20 protein-coding genes are annotated in these 23,173 nt (G+C 47.8%); 7 read left to right on the forward strand and 13 right to left on the reverse strand.

Annotated features, from left to right (window positions below; genetic code table 11):
* Window positions 1-31: 31 nt before the first annotated feature.
* From HQN90_RS30145 to HQN90_RS30175, 7 genes are all read right to left on the reverse strand, one after another.
* Window positions 32-988, reverse strand: coding sequence for an ABC transporter permease (locus HQN90_RS30145; protein ID WP_173226088.1), 957 nt, complete (start codon window positions 986-988; stop codon window positions 32-34).
* A gap of 120 nt (window positions 989-1,108) precedes the next feature.
* Window positions 1,109-2,308, reverse strand: coding sequence for a glucuronate isomerase (locus HQN90_RS30150; protein ID WP_173226090.1), 1,200 nt, complete (start codon window positions 2,306-2,308; stop codon window positions 1,109-1,111).
* 177 nt (window positions 2,309-2,485) lie between these two features.
* Window positions 2,486-3,478, reverse strand: coding sequence for an aldo/keto reductase (locus HQN90_RS30155; RefSeq protein WP_173226093.1), 993 nt, complete (start codon window positions 3,476-3,478; stop codon window positions 2,486-2,488).
* A gap of 60 nt (window positions 3,479-3,538) precedes the next feature.
* On the reverse strand, window positions 3,539-3,913 hold the full coding sequence (locus HQN90_RS30160; protein WP_173226095.1) for a cupin domain-containing protein: 375 nt from the start codon (window positions 3,911-3,913) through the stop codon (window positions 3,539-3,541).
* Between the two features lie 3 nt (window positions 3,914-3,916).
* Window positions 3,917-6,127 (reverse strand): alpha-galactosidase, encoded by a 2,211-nt coding sequence (locus HQN90_RS30165; protein WP_173226097.1) that lies wholly within the window; start codon window positions 6,125-6,127, stop codon window positions 3,917-3,919.
* A 22-nt stretch (window positions 6,128-6,149) separates the two neighbouring features.
* Window positions 6,150-7,535, reverse strand: coding sequence for an MATE family efflux transporter (locus HQN90_RS30170; protein WP_173226099.1), 1,386 nt, complete (start codon window positions 7,533-7,535; stop codon window positions 6,150-6,152).
* Window positions 7,536-7,548: 13 nt separating this feature from the next.
* Complete coding sequence (locus HQN90_RS30175; RefSeq protein ID WP_173226101.1) at window positions 7,549-8,934, reverse strand: family 4 glycosyl hydrolase; 1,386 nt, start codon at window positions 8,932-8,934, stop codon at window positions 7,549-7,551.
* Window positions 8,935-9,361: 427 nt separating this feature from the next.
* Here HQN90_RS30175 and HQN90_RS30180 point away from each other — a divergent pair, with 427 nt between their 5' ends.
* Window positions 9,362-9,541: a hypothetical protein gene (locus tag HQN90_RS30180; protein WP_173226103.1), complete on the forward strand. Its 180-nt coding sequence runs from the start codon at window positions 9,362-9,364 to the stop codon at window positions 9,539-9,541.
* A complete protein-coding gene (locus tag HQN90_RS30185; RefSeq protein WP_173226105.1) occupies window positions 9,519-9,665 on the forward strand; it encodes a hypothetical protein in 147 nt (48 codons plus the stop codon). Before HQN90_RS30180 ends, HQN90_RS30185 begins: the two co-directional genes overlap by 23 nt.
* A 515-nt stretch (window positions 9,666-10,180) precedes the next feature.
* Here HQN90_RS30185 and HQN90_RS30190 read toward each other — a convergent pair.
* Entirely contained in the window at window positions 10,181-11,485 is a 1,305-nt protein-coding gene (locus HQN90_RS30190) for a sn-glycerol-1-phosphate dehydrogenase (RefSeq protein ID WP_173226106.1), read from the reverse strand.
* 152 nt (window positions 11,486-11,637) lie between these two features.
* Between HQN90_RS30190 and HQN90_RS30195 the strand changes: the two genes are divergently transcribed.
* Window positions 11,638-12,372: a DUF2161 domain-containing phosphodiesterase gene (locus HQN90_RS30195; protein WP_173226108.1), complete on the forward strand. Its 735-nt coding sequence runs from the start codon at window positions 11,638-11,640 to the stop codon at window positions 12,370-12,372.
* Here the strand turns inward: HQN90_RS30195 and HQN90_RS30200 are convergent.
* The 5 genes from HQN90_RS30200 to HQN90_RS30220 form a co-directional block, all read right to left on the reverse strand.
* Complete coding sequence (locus HQN90_RS30200) at window positions 12,369-13,322, reverse strand: NAD(P)/FAD-dependent oxidoreductase (RefSeq protein ID WP_173226110.1); 954 nt, start codon at window positions 13,320-13,322, stop codon at window positions 12,369-12,371. The two genes, HQN90_RS30195 and HQN90_RS30200, sit on opposite strands and share 4 nt — an antisense overlap.
* Window positions 13,323-13,389: 67 nt before the next feature.
* Complete coding sequence (locus HQN90_RS30205; protein WP_173226112.1) at window positions 13,390-14,616, reverse strand: MFS transporter; 1,227 nt, start codon at window positions 14,614-14,616, stop codon at window positions 13,390-13,392.
* 113 nt (window positions 14,617-14,729) lie between these two features.
* Entirely contained in the window at window positions 14,730-16,049 is a 1,320-nt protein-coding gene (locus HQN90_RS30210) for an ABC transporter substrate-binding protein (protein ID WP_173226114.1), read from the reverse strand.
* A gap of 165 nt (window positions 16,050-16,214) precedes the next feature.
* Window positions 16,215-17,051: a carbohydrate ABC transporter permease gene (locus HQN90_RS30215; RefSeq protein WP_173226116.1), complete on the reverse strand. Its 837-nt coding sequence runs from the start codon at window positions 17,049-17,051 to the stop codon at window positions 16,215-16,217.
* Window positions 17,051-17,935, reverse strand: coding sequence for a carbohydrate ABC transporter permease (locus tag HQN90_RS30220; protein ID WP_173226118.1), 885 nt, complete (start codon window positions 17,933-17,935; stop codon window positions 17,051-17,053). The genes HQN90_RS30215 and HQN90_RS30220 overlap by 1 nt, the downstream gene beginning before the upstream one ends.
* Window positions 17,936-18,108: 173 nt before the next feature.
* Between HQN90_RS30220 and HQN90_RS30225 the strand changes: the two genes are divergently transcribed.
* Genes HQN90_RS30225 through HQN90_RS30240 form a run of 4 tightly spaced genes read left to right on the forward strand, consistent with a single transcriptional unit; the run spans window position 18,109 to window position 23,099 of the window.
* Window positions 18,109-19,923, forward strand: coding sequence for a cache domain-containing sensor histidine kinase (locus HQN90_RS30225; protein ID WP_173226120.1), 1,815 nt, complete (start codon window positions 18,109-18,111; stop codon window positions 19,921-19,923).
* Window positions 19,920-21,548 (forward strand): response regulator, encoded by a 1,629-nt coding sequence (locus HQN90_RS30230; protein ID WP_173226122.1) that lies wholly within the window; start codon window positions 19,920-19,922, stop codon window positions 21,546-21,548. Before HQN90_RS30225 ends, HQN90_RS30230 begins: the two co-directional genes overlap by 4 nt.
* Window positions 21,549-21,600: 52 nt before the next feature.
* A complete protein-coding gene (locus HQN90_RS30235) occupies window positions 21,601-22,032 on the forward strand; it encodes a hypothetical protein (protein ID WP_173226124.1) in 432 nt (143 codons plus the stop codon).
* Window positions 22,032-23,099: a phosphodiester glycosidase family protein gene (locus HQN90_RS30240; protein ID WP_173226126.1), complete on the forward strand. Its 1,068-nt coding sequence runs from the start codon at window positions 22,032-22,034 to the stop codon at window positions 23,097-23,099. Before HQN90_RS30235 ends, HQN90_RS30240 begins: the two co-directional genes overlap by 1 nt.
* The last annotated feature ends 74 nt before the right edge of the window (window positions 23,100-23,173 follow it).

A 23,173-nucleotide genomic window follows, 5' to 3' on the forward strand; every position in this document is an offset into this window, starting at 1 on the left:
CATCGTGAATTGCCTCCTGTCTCCTTCCGGATCAATACAAACCTTCGCCGGTCATCTTTTTGCTGAATGTGTTGCTGAGCGTAATCAAGGCTAGACCTACAACCGATTTGAACAATCCAATGGCCGTCGTGTAGCTATACTGACGGTCAACCAGTCCAGACCGGTATACAAACGTATCAATAATTTCTCCATTCTCATTGTTAAGCGGGTTAAGAAAAACGAAAACGCGCTCAAAACCAAAATCGAGGAAGTTGCCGATATGAAGCAGGAACAAAATCACAATCGTTGGTAAAATACTTGGAACGGTGATGGAAAATACTTGCCGAACGCGGCTTGCCCCGTCAATTTGGGCGGCTTCATACAGATCGGGGTTAATCCCTGCAATAGCTGCCAAATAGATAATGGTTCCCCAACCGCTGTCCTTCCAAATCCCGGATGTAATCATAATCGTACGAATGTAACTATTTTCCCCCATGAAGTAAATCGGTTCGATGCCAAATAAAGAGAGTAGATGATTGACGATTCCCGTCGAAGGCGACAGTACGCCTACAACAACCCCGCCGACGATGACCCACGACAAAAAGTGCGGCATGTAAACGACGGTTTGAACAATCCTCTTATACGCCATCATCCTCACTTCATTGATCAGTAGAGCCAAAATAATAGGAACCGGAAAGGCGAAAACCATATCGTACAAACCGATTAATATCGTATTTTTTAAAATCTGCAGGAATTCCGTATACGTGAACATTCGCTGGAAATTATCCAGGCCAACCCACGGACTCCCCTTTATCCCTTTGAAAATATTGTAGTTTTGGAAGGCGATCACCGAACCCATTAACGGGACATATTTAAACAGCAAAAAATAAATAATTCCCGGCAATGAAATCACGTATATCGGCCAATGTTTTCGCATAAAAGCCCACTTCTGACTCCGCGATGAGAAATTGTAAATCGTTCGATCGGATGGCTGAATTTTACTGGCCATGTTTTCCTCCCCTTCATGCATGCTGCATCAAATGTACATCTTTATCTTACAAGGGTTGTAAGCAGGTAGCGATGGTGAAACTTACTGCGCTTTGTGTTTTTTTACGATTGAAACAAGGCATTAATCCTCGATGCCATAACGCTTGGCAGCACTTCGATACAGCCAATCCTCCGCAATAGGATAGGCTGTGTCTTGATCAATCCAACCTGCTTCGATTTGCTTCCAGAGGAATTCGGCCACCAGCCGTTTGATCACCGCAATTTTGCCGTAGCTCCACTCTATCGAGCGGGCATCGGACACGATCAGCGAGCTTTTGATGGCTGGAAGCGCTTCTAGCCTGTACTGCATGCTGTCCCTGTATGTGCTTGCCCGGAAGTTAAACCACCAATGACCGCCGACATGCACATTCGGGAAATTCCATGCCGCCTGCACGATATCCAGATTGTTCAGCTCAGTGGCTACCACTAGCTCAAACGTGCAGGCATACGTTTCAAATAAGGCCGACAGCTTCAGAATACGAGACGGGTCATTCGCTGGAACAGCAGTTCCACACCACGAGCGCTCAACCCCAAGAAACAATTGAAGCAGCATGCCTCTTTGCTCGACAGCCGCGCATACCTCGTGCAGAAGCATCATTAAAATCTCGTCTTTGGTGCTGCCTTGCTCAATGACTACTTTGCGATTGGCACTCGCTTCATATCCAGGCAGCGTCGTCATGATGCCCTTGCAGCCGTCATCTTTGTACTTGTCCAACAGTTCCGCCAGCTTCTCACGCGCACGCGTGAATGCCGCTGCTGGATCATCTGACGCTGCGATCTCTTTGACCCAGCCGCCTATTTTCCCATCAATGCGCGGGATCAGAATGGCATTCTGCTTCATTCCCTGGAACTCCGCATGCTCTGGGATGTTCACAACGAATCTGCGCGCATGCATGCGATCTGCCACCTCTTGCGCCCAGCTGGCGCTTCGTGCGGACTTCTGAACAGCAGCGTCGGCTTCCCGAATGGAGGCTGCGTCCCGGATTACAATCCCGTACAAATCTTTGAAAATATGGGTGAATGCTATATTCATCAAAGTGTTTCGTGTTCCATGGTAAGCTTCCAAAAATGCTGCTATCCGCGTTTCCTCGGGAAGCTCCATCGGGTCATCCGGATAGCCTGCGGCCTGCATCTCCCGAAAGAGCCAGAAATAGTGGGCAATCTCCCAAAAATCTGCAGCACAGAGCCGATCCCCCACGAGATGAGTGTGTGTATCCAAAACAGGCAGTCCCATGATATGCTCCGCGAACGTTTCTTTACTCGTTTTTATCCCGTTACTCATTCCTTTGCCTCCTCTAATTACAACTATTACCTGATGGTACAATGAGGGCATTATCTGTACCATGGGCTAACTTCCGCAGGGTTGTGATTTTTTATGGTGTTGGTGGTGTAAAAGGGCGAAAACAAAAAAACACCAATAGGACATCAAGTCCGATTGGTGTTCTCTGATTGGCTATCGTCACCCTGCAAGAATTTGATCAATGAGGTTCAATTCTTCTTGGGTAAAATTCGGCTGCTTCAATGCCGCTACATTATCATCCAATTGCTTCACTTTGCTTGCTCCGATTAACGCAGAAGTCACATGCCCCTTGCGAAGAACCCAGGCCAATGCCATTTGAGCCAGACTTTGCCCTCGTTCTTGAGCTAATTTGTTAAGAAGACGCGACTTGGCTATCTTTTCTTCGGTAATATCCTCTGGTCTTAAGAAGACACTTCCCCCCGCTGCACGGGAGTCCGCCGGAATGTTATCCAAATACCGATCCGTCAGAAGCCCCCGAGCTAGCGGACTGTAAGCGATCGACCCAACACCTTCTCTAGCCAACAGCTCTTGCAGGCCTTGCTCCAAACGTCGTTCGAACATCGAATAGTGAACTTGGTGAATAATGAAAGGGGTCCCTTGGTTCTTCAATAGACGAACGGCTTCCTCCGTTTGCTCCGCATTATAGTTGGACACCCCAACGTAAAGCGCCTTTCCCTGACGAACAGCCTGATCCAAGGCACTCATCGTTTCTTCCAATGGCGTTTCGGCGTCAAAGCGGTGCGAATAATAAATATCGACATAGTCCAGGCCTAGTCTTTTCAAGCTTTGGTCGAGGCTGGCGAGCATGCTTTTACGAGAGCCGCGCTCCCCATAAGGGCCGTCCCACATGCGGTAGCCGGCTTTGGTCGCAATGATCAGCTCATCGCGGTACGGAAGAAGATCCTTTTTCATAATTTGCCCAAAGGTCTCTTCAGCCGAGCCTGTCGGCGGTCCATAATTATTCGCAAGATCAAAATGCGTGATGCCCAGATCAAACGCATGCCGCGCCAAAGCTCTGCTGTTCTCGAACACATCGACGCCCCCGAAATTATGCCATAACCCGAAGGATATTGGCGGCAGCTTAAGGCCGCTTCGTCCCGTGCGATTGTACGGCATTTCCGTATAGCGATTTTCATTAGCCAAATAGTTCATTCGATTTACCTCCCAGAAATAGACGAGCTCCCTTGCAGCACCGAATGCGGAAGACCAGACTCAAACCGTTTCCCCATGCTGTTGATTCTTATGACGGTTCGGGCCTGCATGGCACCATATCGTGACAATCGGATCATCCTCGCTTGAATGGAGGTGATGATCCTCTCCAGGCTCAACAATGATGATATCGCCGGTAGTCACCACAATATGCTCGCCGTTAATCTCCATCGTTCCGGTTCCTTGCATAATGACGAACGCTTCACAATCTCCATGGACATGATAGTCCCTTCCATCCGGCCCGTCATTCGTATGACTGCGTTCTCCTCGCTTCGCGAAAGAAAGACCGCCTGAAGATAAATAGGAGCCTGGCAAAACATCCTGCAAAATATGGCCGTTCCTCTTCTCCTGCAAATCACTTAAACGCAGTTTTTTCATGGGTCATTCCTCCATTTTCAAACGGTAAAGGCGGCTTCGGAAATCGCCTTTCCAGATTGGCAAATTAAGACCTATATGCATCAATTCGTCGCCGCCGAAGCATTCTACTGTCTCATCCACAGCATCTGCATCGAACAACTGATAATTGCTTCCTGCTTCCAAGCCCTTAAGCCGCAGCTTTTTAAGCGGTGCGTTGGGTTCTGACAGCACTTGAAAATATGCAACCAAAGCTTCCTTCCGATCTTCTGAAACAAACATCCACGCAGCATCGACTCCTTGAAAGGGAGAACTCAATCGGTAAAACTCTCCGAATTGGATCAATGGCCGCAGTTCTTTATAAAGCGCAACTTGCCGCTTCACGGCTTCCTTTTCTGCCTCTGTCAAAGTGGTCAGATCCAACTCGTAGCCGAAATTGCCCGACATGGCCACATGTCCCCTTATATCCAGCGGCGTCGTGCGATGCACTTGATGGTTAGGCACTGCGGAAACGTGGGCGCCCATCGTGCTGATCGGATAAACGATGCTCGTTCCATATTGAATTTTCAACCGTTCTACGGCATCCGTATTATCGCTCGTCCACGTCTGCGGCATATAGTAGAGCATGCCAGGGTCGAATCGACCGCCGCCGCCGGAGCAGCTTTCGAACAGCACATTCGGGAAAGCGGAGGTTACCCGCTCCATGACCTCATAAAGCCCAAGCATATAACGGTGGGCAGTCTCGCGCTGCCGCTCCGGCGGGAGCTGAGCGGAGCCGATTTCCGTCATGTTTCGGTTCATGTCCCATTTGACATAAGTAATGCGGCTGCTTGCCAGGATATCGGTCATAACCGTTACGATGTAATCCCTTACATCTTGACGCGAATAATCCAGGACGAGCTGCTGTCTCGCTTCCGTTCTGCGCCGGCCAGGCACATGTAGGCACCAGTCTGGATGTGCGCGATACAAATCGCTGTCTGGGGATACCATCTCTGGCTCAAACCATAGACCGAATGCCAAATCTTGACCATTCACGCGGTTCGCCAAATCCGTCAGCCCCTCTGGAAGCTTGTTGTGATCAACGAACCAATCACCAAGCGAGCTCTTATCATTGTCTCGTTGGCCGAACCAGCCATCATCCAGTACGAGAAGCTCAAGACCAAGCTCCTTGCCAACCTTGGCAAGCTCCTCGATTTTAGCCGCATGAAAGTTAAAATAAGTCGCTTCCCAGTTGTTAATGAGAATCGGTCTGTGACGATCACGGAATTCCCCTCGGCATAATCGTGTGCGGTACAGCTTATGATAGGTGCGCGACATCCCGCCTATGCCTTCCGCTGAATAAACGAGAACAGCCTCAGGCGTTTGAAAGGCTTGCTCCGCTTCAAGGAGCCACGCAAAATCAAACGAGTTAATTCCCATGACAACGCGCGTTGTTCCGTAGGGATCCACCTCAGCTTGGGCAACAAAGCTGCCGCTATACACCAGACTGAAGCCGTAGACATCGCCATGGTCTTCATCCGCTTGCTTAGAAAGCAGCGCCATAAAGGGATTCAGAGAATGGCTGCTGCTCCCCCGGCGGCTCTCAATCACCGACCCGCCCGTTACAATGGGGCGGCGCTCGATATGACGCTCGCGTGCCCATGTGCCTGACAAGTGAAGCATATCCAAGTCGCAATGAGATAGATCCATGCCGAAACTTAAGGCTCTGAGCAGCTTGATCGGCCGACTCCCCACATTTACAAACCTTACAGAACGTGTTATTGCATCGAAATCGCGAAAAACGGTGTACGTAAGAATTACTTTCAAGCCAATCGCTTGATCAATCAGAGTGATATCCATACTCTCCGCTTCTCGTTCATCTTCTACATAGGTTGCCGGCAATCCTTCCAGTTGTGGCTTGCCAGCGTAAATCCGGTGGGACTCGTAGAGGAGTTCGCTGACGGTCGTTCCGTCGTCCAACTGAACTTGATAGGCGGGAACACGAAAATCACTGCCACCATATGCTGGAAATTCCTGCGGCAGCGTGTCCAGCGACAGCGTTAGATCATTCGGGTCGGTCGAAGGCGAGAATGAACAGCGGCGGCGTATAGCCAGCAAGCCTCCCAAATGGCTTCCCCTTACCCCGCGTCCCCAATGAACGTGAGCAAGATATTTGGATTTCATCAATTGCATGATATAGCTGGATGACTTTCCTTGAAGATGGAAAGTTTGTGAAGCCGCATCGAAGACAATCCCCATACCCCAATCTCCTTCGTATCTGTTAAATTTTCACATGTTTCCAAGCCATGCGTTTAAACCTAAAATAAATCAAATTTGAACGCAGATATTGATCGCAAGCCACAGCACTCCATAAGCCGAACATGCCCCACTCAAAGATATAAACAAACAAGTAGCTGAGTAAGACCCTTACTCCCCATACGCCAATTAAAGTGGAATACAAGGGATAACGCGTATCTCCGGCTCCTCGCAACGCTCCACCCAGAACAAACTGCGAGATTTGAGAAACTTGAATGAAGCCGACAATCCGCAGTGCCCACGATCCTTCACGAATGATCGTTTCGTCACTCGTATAAAGTCTAAATATATGAGGAGCGAAGATGATAAATGCAGCTCCCATGATGCCGCCCAGTATCATGCCGTACTTCCTGACTTGCCATACATACCGCTCGGCAAGATCAGGCTTGCCCACGCCAAGCGTTTGCCCAACTAATGTGGAAGCCGCTATAGCAAATGCGGCCCCCGGCATGAAAGAGATGCCGATGATGCTCGTCACAATTTGTGACGCTGCAACCGCAACCGTCCCCAGTCCTGCGCAAATTTTGACAAAGGTCATAATGCCCAGACGCATAATAAGCTGCTCAAGGCTCGTCGGGATGCCAATCTTCAACATACGGAGAACCATCTCGGTATCCAAACGGCTAATATCTGCCAAACCGATACGGACGGCAAATTTCCCGCTGAACATGACAGCTATGAAACAGACCATAGCCCCGGCCTGCACCAGTAAAGTGGCGATAGCAGCCCCGGTGACGCCCATTTCCGATGCTCCAAGGTGCCCATAAATCAGCACAAATCCGAGAGAAATGGAAAGGCAGCCCGATAGTACATTAATTTTCATCGGAGTCCGGGTATCCCCAGCCCCTCGTAAGATAGCGGACAAAGCGGATGAGATCGAAGAAAAGCCAATGGATAGAAACATCAACCTGGCATACGTCAATCCATATTGGACAACCTCCGCATTCGCTCCCATCAAGCGCAGCATATCCTCCGCATAAGTTACGCCAAGCAGTACGATGACAATAGACAGTAGGGAACCGAGCAGGAGCGATTGCCCAGCAGCTCGGTTCGCATCCGTCCTATGTCCCGCTCCAGTGGAACGGGCAACAATAACCGTCGTCCCCGTATTGAGCGCCGCAAAAACGACAGTCATTAATAAATAAGGCTGGCTCGTTAAGCCAACTGCCGCAACAGCAGTCGCTCCCAAGTGACCAACCAGAATCATCATCACCATTTGCGTAATATTTATTAGCAGCATCTCTGCCAAAGATGGACCCGCCAGCCCAAAAATGATCCGACGAACAGCTTTTTCATCTTGTGGATCAATCGTAACGGCTTCGCTCTTATCGAACTTTAACCCTGAACTCATGGCCGACCCGCCATTAGATGCTCCATCCAGGCAAGTAAGCTTTCGTATTGCGCAGCATCTGATCGAACAGCACCTCAGCCTGATTCACATCAATATTCACCAAGGGATCATTCATGAATGCATGAAACGCCAGCCCTTTGTCCTTTTGGAGAGCAGCCTTCAGAATAAGCTCCTGATTCATCGCATGATGAAGCACCAGATTATTCACTTCCATCGGAAGCTCACCTGCATAAACAGGGCGCAAACTGTTCGCGGAGAACTCAGCATTCGTTTCTACAACAACGCCCAACGGCATATTTTTCATTTGCCCCACATTAGGAACGTTGATATTGGTAACAAAACGCTGCAAGCCGATCAGACCTTTCAGCTGTCTAACTTCTTCCTCTCCTGATGCCTTAAGTGGAAGCTTTTCTTCGCCGCTAAGCAGCTTGCCATAAAATAGCTCTGTTGCAGCATGCTTTTCGACACGGCTTTGAACCGTCGTTAATCCGAACTTCCATGCGCGAACCGTCTCCGCATCTTTCATATACCAAGGAGGCATGAACTCCGCCAAGTGACGGTCTCCTGCCGCTGCAATGACACCATAACGCCGAAACAAATCAAATTTCACGCGGTTCGCGGCTGTATAGGTGTTCGTCATCCACGCATCTTTGTTGTGTTCGAACCCCGATTCAAAATACTTATCTACAAACTTCCGATACATGGGAATTAAGTCCATATTCTGATAAGTCGCTTGATCGATCCATGTAAAATGATTAATGCCTAGCACATTCACTTTCACGTCATCGCGATGTACGCCTTCTATCCCTTCCATATCGCGCAGCATGCGAATCAACAATCCTTGCGTTCCAAAAATTTCATGGCAGCACCCAAGCGCTTTAATTTTAGGAAATACCTCAAACAGTGTGCGCGTACACAGCGTCATCGGATTCGTATAGTTGAACACCCAGGCATCCGGCGAGAATCGCTCAATGGCTTGGGCAATTTCCACATACATGGGAATCGTCCGCAGCGCTCTGACCAGTCCACCGGGACCGGTTGTATCCCCCACGGCTTGATAAATCCCATATTTCTCCGGTTCATGAACATCCGACTCCATTTCGCGGAACGTTCCAGGAAGGATCGAAATGAACACAAAGTCACATCCGCTCAGCGCCTCTTGGAGCGTCGGATACGCCTTATACGTCCATTTGGACTTCGTTTCTGGGTAGTCAGAAACCGAGTTGCCCAATTTCTCATTATTTTTGGCCTTGTGATAGTCAAGGTCATACAAACGAATCGTACCGGACAGTTGATCATCAAGCGCCAGATCGGCAATCAAATTTTTGGCCCAATACATCGAGCCGCCACCAATATAAGCGATCTGAATTTCGCTGACCTTCTCATTCGAAAATTTCATGTTGCCCTCCTCATTGACTTCCCATTTCTCATCTTGGCTGGATCATTTTGCATGCATACGTTCTCAGTATAGAAAACAATTCCACAATACGGCATGGCAAAAATTAAGTGAGGTTGTGGTTTTTTACACTTTTCACCAAGCGGGAGAGCTTTTTTCAACAACTGGGGCGGCGGTTTATTTGCGAAGAAAGATGCGGGTTGCGGGGCCATAGGGTTGTCATGAAAGGGGATTAGTCTATGAATGAGTCGCACGTGTAGAAACACTTACAGAACCAGCACTCGGGTGGGCTGGTGGTGGTGATGATGATGGTGATGGTGATGATGATGATGATGGTGTGATGGTGCGTGGTGCGTGGTGATGGTGGTGATACTGCTAGTGATGATGCTGGTGATGATGATGCTGATGATGGTGATGGTGGTGGGGGGGGATGATGCTGGTGATAGCTGGTAATCGTGCTGCTGGGGTGCTGATGATGATGATGGTGATAGCTGGTAATGGTGGTGATGGGGTGCTGATGATGATGATGGTGGTGATACTGCTAGTGATGATGCTGGTGATGCAAGTGATGCGTGGTGATGGTGCTGATGATGATGGGGATAGCTGGTAATGGTGTTGATGGGGTGCTGATGATGATGATGGTGGTGGTGATACTGCTAGTGATGATGCTGGTGATGCTGGTGATGCAAGTGATGCGTGGTGATGGTGCTGATGATGATGGGGATAGCTGGTAATGGTGTTGATGGGGTGCTGATGATGATGATGCTGGTGTAGGGACTGTTCCACAGGGGGATCCACACATGAACTGAACGCGTCCCAACTAACAGTACACCCCCAAAACCACCATCCGCGCCTCACCGATTTTGAAAACCTGCAAAAGTGCAGGCTTTCTCGATCAAATCGTGTGAAAACATCGAAAAGCCTGCGATTATGCAGGCTTTTCGATGTTTTCCCCTCCTAGAATCGAAAAATGGCCTCGAAAGGATGCATATTTGCAGGCTTTTCACTGTTTTGCTGATTCCCAAGACGAAAAGGATGCATATTTGCAGGAATTATGCGAAATATGCGGACGAGCCCGAGGCAATCTGCCAGCATGAGCAGAATCGAGCCAATCAAGCCACTCAAGCGACTCAAGCCACCCTACCATGAAAGTGTGAATAAACAGAAAGGCAAGTTTAACCCTAGGCCTTCGCTCGAGACTACTCTTTGCCAATACGGTGGGGGCTGGAGCCGGAAAAATGAACGAACGCTACAACAAACGCAGTAAGCGTAGAATTGTAAATCGGTTGCGCACGAACAGCGCATCCTGCAGTGACGCCTCTACGAGCTCGGGTTCTACGCCGAGCTGCTCGGTCGTCACTGGTCCCTGCACAGCCTCGAGCCAAACACTCAGCTGCTCGGAGGCTGGGACCGCTTGGGCGATGGCTTGCACATCGCCCCACTTCTGGACGATGCGCGCCTTCAGCGCTGCCGCATCAACGCCTTTGCCATTCGCCGGGAAATTCTCGGCGATGACTTGCTCGGCCATGGCCCCATAGGCTTGCCGGATGCGCTCCGCATCCGTAAGCTCGCTGGGGGCCTGGCTTTGCGCTAGGCGCGCGGCGGCTTCGCTCGCCGTGATGTCCAGCAGCGCTTCGTAGCGCTGCGCCATCAGCACGGTCGCGACGCCGACCTTCGCGCCATGCAGCAGCGCCCGGCGCCGCTGCTGCAGAAGCACCATCTCCCAATAATGGGAGAGATGGTGCTCAGCCCCCGAGGCCGGCCGGGAGTGGCCGACCAGGAGCATGGAAAGGCCGGATAGGATCAGGCCTTCCATCAGCTTTAACAAGCCGAGATCGGTGCGCTGCGCGATCTCTTCCACGTGAGCCGTGCACAGCTCGACGGCTTCCCGAGTTAAACGAGCGCTCAGCTCGCAGTAGTGCTCGTCAAGCAAAACGCGGCCAAGCGACCAATCGGCTAGCGAGGTGTGCTTGCCGAGCATATCGCCGAAGCCGGCCGCGATCATCGCCTGCGGCGCCTGCGCCAGCAGCGCGAGATCGGCGAAGATCGCCTCTGGCGCGCCTGCGGGTATCGTCATCTTGAAGCCGCGAACGATCAGCGGCGCCCCTACAGACGCGAAGCCATCGACGGAAGGAGCCGTCGGGACGGACAAGAACGGCCGCTTCGTCCGATGGGCAACGAAACGCACAATATCGTGGAGGGTCCCCGATCCTACGGCGATCAATACCTCTGATGAGAGCGGCGTATCCAGCAATGTCTGGACGATCGCTTCTTCATCCGCAGCGACTTCCCCCATCGCGTTCTGACGAATCACGCTGAGGCTAACCTTGATCTGCGCATGCTCCAGCCATTCCCGCAGCTTCCCGCCTGCAACCTCATACGTTCTAGCATCCGCAACGAGCGTAACTTCACGATAGCCGTTTTCGTTCAAATAATGAGCCACCTGTTTCATGGCATCACGTTCTATCACGATACGTCGTATCGAAATCTCATGCTGCTGCCCACATTCGCAATCTATCTTTCTTCCCAGCCACGTGTTTAAAATCTCACTCATCTGCACACTTTCCTTCCACCTGAACATTTGAAAAGTCCCGAGCCTTCTCCAACATGTACGTACAACCAAATCTACCCCCTATTCTAGCAAATTCCATGCTATAATGATACACATTCTGACTGCCAAACTAGCAGTGAGAGGAGAGTAGCTAGATGCCCATACAAACAGAAACGGAGCTATATGCTCCGATTAAACAATATTTCGAACAGCAGGGCTATACGGTTCGGGCTGAGATCAAGCACTGCGATTTAGTCGCGATACGCGGGGACGAGCCGCCAATCGTTGTAGAACTCAAAAAAAGCTTCAATATCCCGCTTCTTGTGCAAGGCATTGACCGCTTGCGTCTGACAGAGCAAGTGTATGTCGCTTTTGAGCTGCCCAACAAAGGCCGCGCCCCTCATCGTCTGCAATGGGAGGATGTAAGGCGTCTGTGCCGAATGCTCGGCTTAGGCGTTCTGACCGTTCAATTCTACAAACGCAAAAAGCCCGCAGTTGACCTCGTCTGCGAGCCTAGTCCCTATATGCTGCGCCACAATAAGCGGGCGGCTTTGCGTGTCGTTACGGAGTTTCATGAACGCAGCGGCGACTACAATGTCGGCGGCAGCTCGAAGCAGAAGCTGATGACCGCCTACCGTGAAAAGTCCCTCCACTGTGCCTATCTGATGCGCGAGCACGGCCCTTTAAGTCCCCGTCAATTACGCGATTTCACGAGTAATAAAGCCGTAAGCTCGCTGCTTCAAAAAAACTACTACCGCTGGTTTATCCGCCAAAGCCGCGGCATCTATCATATTACGCCAGCAGGTGAGAAAGCCTTAAACGAATATGCGCATGTTGTTGCAGCTTATTCGGCAGCAACGGGTGACTCGGCCATCCGTCCGACGCTCTAAGAGCGGACAATAACCCGATTTACATTCGCTTCTTCTTTCAGCATCGTCAGTGCCTTATTCATCCAGATAGCAGCTTGTGCGCCTTCGCCCATGGCGATGGTCACTTGCTCCGCATGAACGCCCACATCGCCGGCAGCCCAGAGGAATGGCACACTTGTCATTTTGCTCCGGGGATCGGTCATGATGTGGCGATTCTCCATGCGCTCCGCGCCAAGCTGCCGCGCCAAATCCGATTTCACTTCATTCCCGCCGAAAGCAATGAAGCCTCGCTCAGCTTCGATTCGTTCGCCATTTGTCAGCAGTACTCCGCGGAAAGCACCTTGACCTTCCTCAGCAATAACTTCTTGAATATCTTCTAGAACATAGGTAATTCTCTTTTGCCTCAGCTGTTCAAGCAGCTCTTTGCTGATGACACGATGCCCATGATTCACATAAATCAGCTTGTCCGTACGATCGCTAAGCTTCACAGCCATTCCCGCTCCGGCATCTCCTGAACCCATCACAATCGTTTGCCTATTTCTAATTTCATAGCCGTCGCAGTCCGGACATACATAGACGGTCAAACCAAGACATGCCTTCAGCTTGGACAGCTCCGGCATTCGATCCATTAAGCCTGTTGCGAGAAGCACAGTTGGGGCTTCATAGCTCTTGCCCGACTTGCCCCAAAGCTCAAAACCATCGCCAGGCTTTCCTTTATTCACGGCCTGAACGACTTCATCTATAACGAACGAGACTCCCAGCTTCTCGGCTTGAAGCTTTCCCAGCCGGCGAAGCTCGTCTCCGGATACGCCGTCCGGCCAACCTAATAAGTTATGATAGCTTTTGCAAAGCGTAGAACGCCCATAACCGGCGTCAAGAACAAGAACACGATGTTCATACCTGCCCAGCTGAATAGCTGCTTGAAGTCCTGCTATGCCGCCGCCAACAATCAGACTGTCGTATTGTTCCATATCTGCGTCCCTCTTCTCCTATACTCTTACCTAGGATATCCGTGTTATGACGCTTTCATGCTCTTGGCTATTTATTAATCGACCACACTAACCCGATCTGCGTCATCGCCGCGATCATTAGAATCCAAGGAATTAAACCGCCATCCAAATTGCTGCCAAAAGAAATCAAGCAAATAATCGAAATGACACGACCGACATTCAGGAAAAACTCGCGAACAACGACACTTTCGACCTTTAATTCTCCTTTCAGCGGAAGCTTAGCGATCAGACCGTAGTAATATCCGGTCATCGTATTCCCTTGCAGAGGGGAGAAAATCGAGTATAAGATCATAAAGCCAACTACCGACCACACGTTAATACTTCCCATCAGCAAAGAGACACCAATCAAGTAGCCTACGGTCGAAATGATTAAGTAAAAACGAGCTTTGCTCGCATTCGCGTATTTCGATATGAAAATGCCCGTTACGATGCTTAAGCTGGAGTAAAGCACGCCCAAGTAACCTACGATATCTTCTCTCGGCATCACTTTAAATAGAAGAATATTGGGCAGGAAAAGCATCGTACCTTGCAGCAATCCAATCCCGAAGAAACCAAGCAAAGCTTTGAGCCATGCCCGTTCTTTTTTCATGAGAAGGCCTGTCAGCTTCAAATAATATACGCGATGATGCCCGCCAGAGGCTTTTATTTTCAAAGAAATCAATGCAGCCAGTAAGAACATGACAAAAGCAATACCGAATACAATGGTATACCCGCTTAGCCCCTCTTTTAAACGGATAATGAACCCTGCAAGCGCAGGCCCTGCCAAAGTCGCCACTGTGAAAAAAATCATATTAAAAGCGAGATACCGGATCCGGTTCTGCTCGGTTGACACATCGTACATCAAGGTTAAATAGCCGACCCAGTAGAAAGCGCTTGCCAAACCGTTAAAAATAGCAAACAACACATAATATTCGACTAATCGCTCTTGGGCAATAATAACGCTCAGGTAAAATAAACCGACCAGCATAATGCCAAGCCGATAGGAAACCATGCGGTCTTTCTTCTTGATCATCCACCCGCCAATCGCAAAACCGATCGGGGTTAAGATGTAAACAATCATACTGTATGTACCATTCACAACAACACTATGCGTCAACCGCCATAAATACAAATTCAAAAAAACCCCCGACATCGAAGCGCCGAATTGAAAGGTAGAATGGATAATAAGTGAAATAACTGCCTCTGAAGATAACTGTTTCTCACGCGGAAGAGAATTTCCTCTGCTTTGCAGCCAATTCCTTATTCGAATATTCATCGTAGTCGTAGACCCCCAGTCGTTCTCTTTATTGTAACAGCCATTGCCGTTCCTGTTAAACAGCAAAAAGCCTCAGCATTGGCGCTGAGGCTTTGTTACCGCTCATTAGAGGCTTACTTCTTAAGACTATCCCAAGTTTTCTGGAATTCATCCAGCATTTGATCTTTTGTATACTTCTTCGCGACATAACCTTGCATGATATCGCCGAATTTTTTACTGGAAGCTTCGCCGCCTGGGAATTTGAACCAGTTCCAGCTAAGTGTTTTGCCAGCTTTGCTGTAAGTGATAATGTCTGCTGCTAAAGGTCCAAGAACTTTTTCGTCAGCAGGAATCGTTTTGAACGCTGGGATGAATTTGAATTCATCTGTAATGTATTTTTTACCTACATCGGAGCTAACCATCCAGTTCAAGAACTTTTTCGCTTCGTCTTTTACAGCCGAGTTTTTGTTGATAACCCAGTTGTTTGGAACACCTACGAACAATTTATCATTGGATGCAGCATCATCGTTGATCGGCATTGGCAAGAAGCCAATTTTGATATCTGGATTTGTTTTGGAAATTTGAACTTGTGTCCAGTTGCCTTGTTGCGTCATAGCCGCTTTGCCTGTTGCAAAATCAGTAACTTGTGTATTGTAATCGGTTTGCAGCGGGTTTTTGTTGCCATATTTCAATTGCAGATCAAACAGGTTGACCCATTGGTTAAATACTTCGTTGCCAGGAATTTTTGCTGTGCCTTTGTTTAAGCCGTCAATGAAAGCATTTGGATCTTTCTGATAAGCAAACGGAAGGTTTACGAAGTGATTGCCAAGTACCCACCACTCGCCATAGCCTGTTTCAAAAGGAGTGATTCCTTTCGCTTGCAGCTTTTTAGCAGCATCTTCCAGTTGTGTTATCGTTTTTGGCAGCTCAGTGATGCCAGCTTGTGCGAACAAGTCTTTATTGTATTGGAAGCCATAACCTTCGAGGTTCAGCGGTTGACCATACAATTTACCGTTTTTGGTCATTGGCTCTTTCGCAACATCTACAAGATCCTTCACCCATGGTTGATCGGAAAGATCTTCCAGGTTGTCAATCCATTTGTCAAGATCGCTAAATCCGCCGTTGTTGAAAATATCCGGTTTGTCGCCGGAGTTGAACTTCGCCAGCAAAGCTGCGCCATAATCCGCGCCACCGCCAACAGTGTCAACTTGAATTTTCACGTTAGGGTTTAATTTTTGATATTCTTGCACTAATTTGCCCAATTGGTCAGCGATTTCTACTTTAAATTGGAACATTTTAATAGTTACTGGTTTGCCAGCAGCTGGAGTTGTAGTTGCAGCAGCACCCGTGGATGCAGATGGCGAAGGTGTAGTTTCTGTTTTCTTGCCACAGCCTGCAACAACGACGGAAAGTGATAATACAGCAGCCATACTGATCATCGTTAATTTTTTCATTGAGGTAAAGCCTCCCTTTTTTGTGTGTACTCAGCTTACCCTGATGACGAAGGTTTTATTAGCTCGTTATCAGCTTATATTTGTATTGTAAACACTTTCTTAAACCCTTAACACGGACAATATTGAACATAAAGGTGGAAGATTTTGAACTTAATAGCAGATCTGTTAACCTTTTACGGAACCTGCTGTAATTCCTTCCACAATATGTTTCTGCATCGCCAAGAAGAAAAGAACGATAGGCAGTACGCCTAGTGTCAAACCTGCCAGAGCCAAATCCCATTGCTTCGTATACTGTCCGAAGAAGGAGAAAGTCGCCAGCGGGATCGTTCTCAAATCCGGATTATTCAGCACAAGCGAAGGCAGCAGATAATCGTTCCAAATCCATAAGCTATTTAGAATAATAATGGTTGTGGACATCGGTTTCAAAAGCGGGAATACAATCCGCCAGAAAACACCGTAAGGTGAACAGCCATCTACCGTTGCCGACTCTTCGATTTCGAGCGGAATCGATTTGATGAAACCATGATATAAGAATACGTTGAGCGAAACACCGAAACCAAAGTAACAAACGACCAAACCAAGCTTGCTATCCATAAGCCCAACTTGACTAGCCACGCGAACTAGTGGGATCATGATGGACTGGAATGGAATAACCATCGCCGCTACGAAAGCAAGAAAGACCAGATTATTAAATTTGCTTGCTTTGCGGACCATGCGATAGGCTGCCATGGAGCTGATAATCACAAGTCCAATATTGCTAAGTACGGTTATGATTAGAGAGTTCAGAAATGCCGTAGGGAACTTCATAATCGTCCATACTTTTGTATAGTTATCCAAGTATAAGCTTTTTGGCAATTTCGCGGTATTTGCAGCCAGCTCAGGGAACGTTTTGAGCGAGTTCACGATAACGAAGTAGAACGGAACCAAGAACAACAGGGCAATGATAATGCCCAGTACTTCCAGCGTAAACAGGCGTCCGGTGTATTTTTTGACAGAATCCATTATACTTCAACCTCCTTGCGTTTCGTATACATCACTTGGATGGTCGAAATAATGGCGACGACAATGAAGAAGATGAACGCTTTCGCAGTTCCTAGACCATACCGATTATTACGGAACGCTTCTTGATAAATATTGATGGCCAGCGATTCCGTTGAGTTGAACGGGCCCCCTCTAGTCAAGGAGAAGTTCAAGTCAAACATTTTGAATGACCACGAGATCGTCAAGAACAGACAAACGGTTACAGCTGGCATGATCAGAGGAACTATGATGCTGCGCAGCACTTGCACACGACTCGCACCATCAATATAGGCGGCTTCGATCATATCCTTAGGTACATTGGACAATGCGGCAATATAGATAATCATGAGGTACCCAGCTCCTTGCCAGACGCTCACAATGACGATCGCCCAGAAGGAAGTTGTTGCATCCCCCAGCCATGGAAGCTCAAAAAATCCGATATGCGTCAAGCTTCCGAGCGTTGCAAAGCCTTTAACGAAGATGAATTGCCAAATGAAACCAAGCAGCAATCCGCCAATGACGTTAGGCATAAAGAAGATGGTACGCAGAACATTTCGGCTTTTCAATGATTGTGTCAGCAACAAAGCCAGTAAAAAACCAACAACATTCGTGAGAACTACGTTCGTTACTGTCATACGTGTAGTAAACCAGAACGCATTGCGATAATCTTTATCTTCAAACAAAATTTGTTTAAAATTATCCAAGCCATTGAATTTCACGTTCGTCGTGACGCCGTTCCATTCAGTGAATGAATAATAGATGCTCATGAAAAATGGAATTAAGACAATCAGGGTAAAGAAAACGAGTGCTGGGCCCACAAAGACCCATTGTTGCATAACTCCCGAGATGCCTTTATTAGTTTTCATGGGAATATTCCCCCTTACGATTATGTAACTTTCTTTCATTATAAATTTCTATTTCCCGCTACAACACAGATTATCGTGATGCATTAGGTGGAATTTGTTGACCTCTCCTGCTACAATGTAGGGGAAAAACTCCAATAAAGAAACTGAGCTGATAGCCGTTGATCCGTCATAGCATGCGCAACAAATTGATTCTTTTTTTGCTAATCGCAACCTTAGTCCCTTTCATTACCTCGATCGTGGTATCCTATATGTTCACCAAGGAAAAGGTCACAGAAGACACCGTTCGTACGAATTCCGCCCTTATCTCCCAAGCCAAAATGAATTTATTAAACTATCTGAACGGCGTGGTACAAGCATCCTCCACCATCTATACAGGAATTCATCTTTCCGAACTGGGACAGCTGTACGAAATTTTGCAACGGCAGCAAGAGATTGATTACATGAGTGATAAAGTCATTTCAAGCGGACTGCAAGTCATGTCCCATTCCATTAAAGAAATTAAACAGATTTACTTGTATGCTGAAGTCAGCAACCGCTCCTATCTCAGTGTTAATGATTTTTCAAAAAGCGTGCCTGGGAAGTACGAGAAACTTCCTCCTTTTCCTGAACAGGAGACTGTATATATTGAAACAACACACGAAAGCAGCAGCTATGGAGTTCCAACTACAATCTATATTGCTCCTTCACCCGTACTCTCTATGCATCGCAAGCTCATGTATTCACCGAATAATACCTCGATCGGCGAGCTCATCATTGATTTTCAGTTAGATCTCGTCTCGGAGATCTCCCAGAGCGTATACACCCATGATGAAGAGGAACTGTACATTCTGGATGAGCATGGACGCATTGTTTTCGGTCCCGATACCTCCAAATGGGGGCTCCCGCTGGAAGAAAGCTGGGGCAATGAAGCGATTCACAGCAAGCTTGATAAAGGCAGCTACGAATGGAGCAAAGGTGCCTACGCAGGAATCAATGTTTATGAAAAAATGAAAACCGATTATCTCGATTGGACGATCGTCAAACGTTTGCCTTACGAACAATTAACCAAAAATGCCAGACAACTAACATTTATTAATTCCCTTATCCTAACTTTTTTTATGTTAATCGTCATAGCGGGAACCATTTATATCAGTATCCGCTTCACAGAACCGATCAAACAATTAATTCGCTACATCACACGAATCCAAGCTGGACAGGTACAGCTAAATCAATTAACGACCGATATTGAGCTGACCCGCACGGATGAAATGGGCATTCTTGCCAATCGGTTTCATACGCTTTTGCAGGATTTGAATCAAATGGTCATGCGGGAATATCGCTTGGAGCTGGCAAACAAATCCAATCAATTAATGGCGCTGCAAGCTCAAATTAATCCGCATTTTCTGAATAACGCGCTGCAATCGATTGGTACACTAGCTTTGCAGCATGAAGCGCCCAAAATCTATACGTTAATTTCTTCACTTGCCAAAATGATGCACTACAGCATGAACACGAACGAATCCGTCGTACCTTTGCGCAAGGAAATTGATCATATTAAAGCTTATCTTGAGCTGCAAAAACAGCGTTTCGAGCATCAATTCGAAATTAAATATGAGGTGGAAGAAAGCACCAAGGATATTTCTGTGCCGAAAATGATCCTTCAACCTCTAGTTGAGAATTATTTCAAGCATGGCTTTAAACCTAGCACAACCGCTACAGGCTTATTACGGATTGAGGCAACGAAGTATATAGTAGGCGAACACGATGAATTTTTGAAGCTTATTGTTGAGGATAATGGGATCGGGATTACGGAAGAGCGGCTTCGCGAGGTAAAAAACAGGCTGAATACCCCTTTTATCACGGAAGCAGCTTGCATTGGCCTTAGCAATGTTTTGACTCGAGTACGGTTATATTTCACGGATGACGCCCTACTGGAGATTGAACATGCCCATCCCCAAGGTCTACGGATTGTGATCCATATACCGATGAAAAAGGGAGCAATCGAATGAAAGTTTTACTAGTCGATGATGAGAAACATGTACGCGATGCCATCCGGCTGCTTGTGAATTGGAAACAACATGGCATTGAAACCATTCTGGAAGCGCAAGATGGCGAAGCCGCCACCGAAATGGTCATGCAGCACCATCCGGAAATCATCATGACCGACATGATGATGCCGATCATGAATGGCGTGAAGCTGCTGGAATGGCTGCAGGCTTATGCGCCAGACTCCAAAACTATCGTCATCAGCGGTCATGATGATTTCTCTCTGCTTCGCCATACGTTGAAATATGGTGGAACGGATTATATTCTTAAACCGATTGATCAGGAGCAGCTGAATGAAGCTTTAGTGAAAGCCATTCAGGCTTGGATGAAGGATGAGGAACTGCGGCATACGAGTCGTGAGCTGAATATTGAAATGAACCAGATTAAGCCCATGTACTGGGATAAGCTGCTCTCCAATTTGATTGCTGAGCCTTCTTCCTATGATGCTGCCGCGGAGCAGTTGGACAAGGAGCTTTATTTAAGCCGTCAAATCAGCCATTGCCGTGTAGCGATTTTATCGCTAGATACGATGGAACGCAGTGTAAAAAACAAATTCAGCCAAAACCTGGATCTATTGCTTTTCTCGCTCATCAATATCAGCAATGAATTTCTGCTGAAAGACAGGCGCGGCTATGCTTTTCGTCACTGGAACAGCGAGAATGAAATCGTTTTGCTTCTTTGGAAGGATCAACCGGGCGCTGAAGCCTTTCTGACTACAATTAATGAGGGAATTCGCACGGCCCTCCACACCCGCGTAGACTTCGGCATCGGCAGCTCGCATGCTTTTCCCGCTGATTTGTCCTTATCTTATCAAGAAGCCCGCATCGCTTTGCGACAACGAAATCTAAAAGCGAAAAACACTTGGATTCATAGTACGCTCAATCGTATCACGACAACTCAGCCCACCCTGACCTTCAGCCATTACGAGGAACGCATTCAACTCGCTATACGCAGTGGCAGCTTGGACCAAATTGAACAGACTGTTCAACAGTGGATTGATTCCGTCAAGCAAAGCGAGGTTGTCACCTTGGAACAGCTTGACCATTGGTGGCGGGAATATAGTGTCATGAAGCGTCGCTGGATACAGCAATTCTTCTCCAACATTAGTGAAGAAAAAGTGAAACAAATGCTTTTGGACGAGCCCACCAGCTTAATCGTTCCGCTCGATGAATATGGCATTCTATCCTTGTCACTATGGCAGCAGGAGCTGACACGGAGCATTATGCATCTCTCCAAGCTGGTGCTGGAAAGCCAGCATAAAGACAAAAACGTTATTTTTGAAATCGCGGAGTTTCTGCAAAAGCATTATCACGAGGATATTACGCTGCAGGATATTGCCAGTCGCTTTTATTTGAGCCGCGAGTACATCTCACGGAAATTCAAGCAACAATTCGAGGTGAATCTCTCCGATTATTTGGGGGAAATTCGCATGAGCAAAGCGAAGATTCTCCTGCACAACCCGCACCTGCGCATTTCACAGGTTGCTGAGATGGTTGGGTACCAGGATGAGAAATATTTCAGCAAGGTTTTCAAGAAGCTGGAAGGCATGACGCCCAATGAGTATCGAAAAACCGCGAATTCTATCTAAAATTCTGTAAAAAATATGGAATATGTTATACTACTAGACAGAGGTGATTTTCATGAACATGCCCATCGAGACGACGACTGCGAATTCGTTTCCCCGAGCTTCGAAAGCAACGAAAGCAGGGAGGAAGACGTACGTTTACTTGTTTGTGGGCTGGGTCATGCTGATCGCAATCGGAGTGGCAGCAGCAATGATGTACACAGAGCATTTGAAGCAACAAATAGCAACCGATATCGCACAGCAAACCCAGCAGCAATTGCAAGTTATTCAACAAGACTATCAGCAGCAAGTAACCGGACTGAAAGACAGTGTGAGCACCGAAATGAAAGCTTTGCAGACAAAGGTAGATTCCTTGAACGAACTGCTCGCTTTCACGAAAGACAGCGCCAACAGCAAGACGGATAACAGCAACCAGCTTTACACGCAACTTGCGGAAGTGAAGAAGAAGCTTGATGAGCTTCAGAAGAATCTGGATGTGTTGAAGTAATGACGGGCGTTCAGCAGGTTAACCGTTTTTTTCTCTTAGCGTGTGCCCCTTTCTTAGGCATGTTGATATGTCTACTTTTCATTTCCATGAAAATTCCAATCAACTCCTTGGCGCCGCTTGCTTCTGCGACATTTAATGTTCACCCAGATACGCTATCGCTCGACAGCAAGCTCACCAAAGCCAACAGTGACGCCTTGCAGACGAAATCCATCATTCAGCAATATTTTGCTGTCTACGAAAAAAGCAACGCAGAAGTAACGGCCTTGCTCCAGAACGCCGCCGCGCAAGCTGCCAAACCTGGCATCGTCTACGACGCGCGTATCACAGCCAAGCTCGGAAGCCCGATTCGGCAAGCTTCCTCAGGCAACATTGACCTTAAATTATTTGCTTTGAATGAAAGTAACTATAAAGGTTATGCTCTTAAAGTAAATCTCAAAAGCGATAAGGCAATTAAGCTCGTCCTCGGCAAGGACAAAATGGGCTCCAGTGAAACCACGCTGGAAGCGGTATCCCGTTATGGAGCCATCGCAGGTGTTAACGCAGGTGGCTTCGCTGATGACAACAAGGGGAAACGTTATCCTCTGGATACGACCATCATGAATGGGAAGTATGTCAATGGGTTCTTTCCTACCAATAACGACTCCACCTTCATCGGACTCAACAAAGACCGCCAGCTGATTGGCGGCAAATTCAGCTCGCAAGCTGATCTGGACAAGCTGAATCCTTGGATGGGATCAACCTTTGTACCAGTGCTTTTGAAGAACGGCAGCAAAACGTCTATCCCTTATCAATGGCAAAGCTCCCCTGCTCGTGCTGCTCGTACCGTAATGGCTAATTACAAAAACGATCAACTGTTGTTTATCGTAACGGATGGTGTCAACGAGAGCGGCAACTCAGGGGCTACACTGGCTGAATTGCAGGACAAAATGCAGCAATTAGGCATTGTTGATGCCTACAACCTCGATGGGGGCGGCTCTACCACCCTGGTTATGAACGGCAGCGTCATCAATCGGCCTTCCGATGGGAAGCTGAGACCGCTGGCCACGAACTTTCTATTTTTCAAATGATCGAAATTATTCACACATTATTCGTTTCTTTTTTGTGGATGGTTGGGTATAATAAGCCTTAACTATATGCAATT

Source organism: Paenibacillus alba, from assembly GCF_013204855.1.
Lineage (GTDB): Bacteria > Bacillota > Bacilli > Paenibacillales > NBRC-103111 > Paenibacillus_E > Paenibacillus_E alba.